The sequence below is a fragment of the Candidatus Symbiothrix dinenymphae genome (genome assembly GCF_001431085.1).
The window spans coordinates 1-465 of the sequence record NZ_BBRU01000380.1; the positions used below are offsets into that span (position 1 = coordinate 1).

General features: G+C 51.8%; 1 pseudogene. It reads left to right on the forward strand.

The window, feature by feature from the left end:
• Window positions 1-115 precede the first annotated feature (115 nt).
• Window positions 116-465, forward strand: a pseudogene (locus ASC50_RS04430) (outer membrane protein assembly factor BamA); the annotation flags it as partial.

Below are 465 nucleotides of genomic sequence, written 5' to 3' on the forward strand. Positions count from 1 at the left end.
ACTTAGAATAGTTTTCAGGGGATTGCGGGTCAAGCCCGCAATGACAGCGGTGTTGCTGTTCGTAGGGGCGACTTTTGCGGTCGCACAAAACGATGTTGCTCAAAATGACACGATTGTGCAGGATAAGGTTGCCCAAGACACTGCCACGCACGAGGTGCCCGAAATCAAATACACGTTGAGCGGCTCTAAAAAATACACCATTGCCGATATTAAGGTGTCGGGCGTGGAGAACTATGGCTATCAGGATTATGTGCTGGTGGGCATTTCGGGCTTGGCTGTGGGGGAGAAGGTGAAGGTGCCGGGGGAGGAGCTTTCGGCTGCTCAGAAGGCATTTTGGAAGACGGGCTTGTTTTCGGATGTGACAATTTTAGCCTCTCGGTTGAGCGAGGATAGTGTGTGGCTGTCGGTTCAGCTCAAGCCCAATCCTATCATTTCCAGCGTGGTGTTTCATGGCGTGAAAAAGGG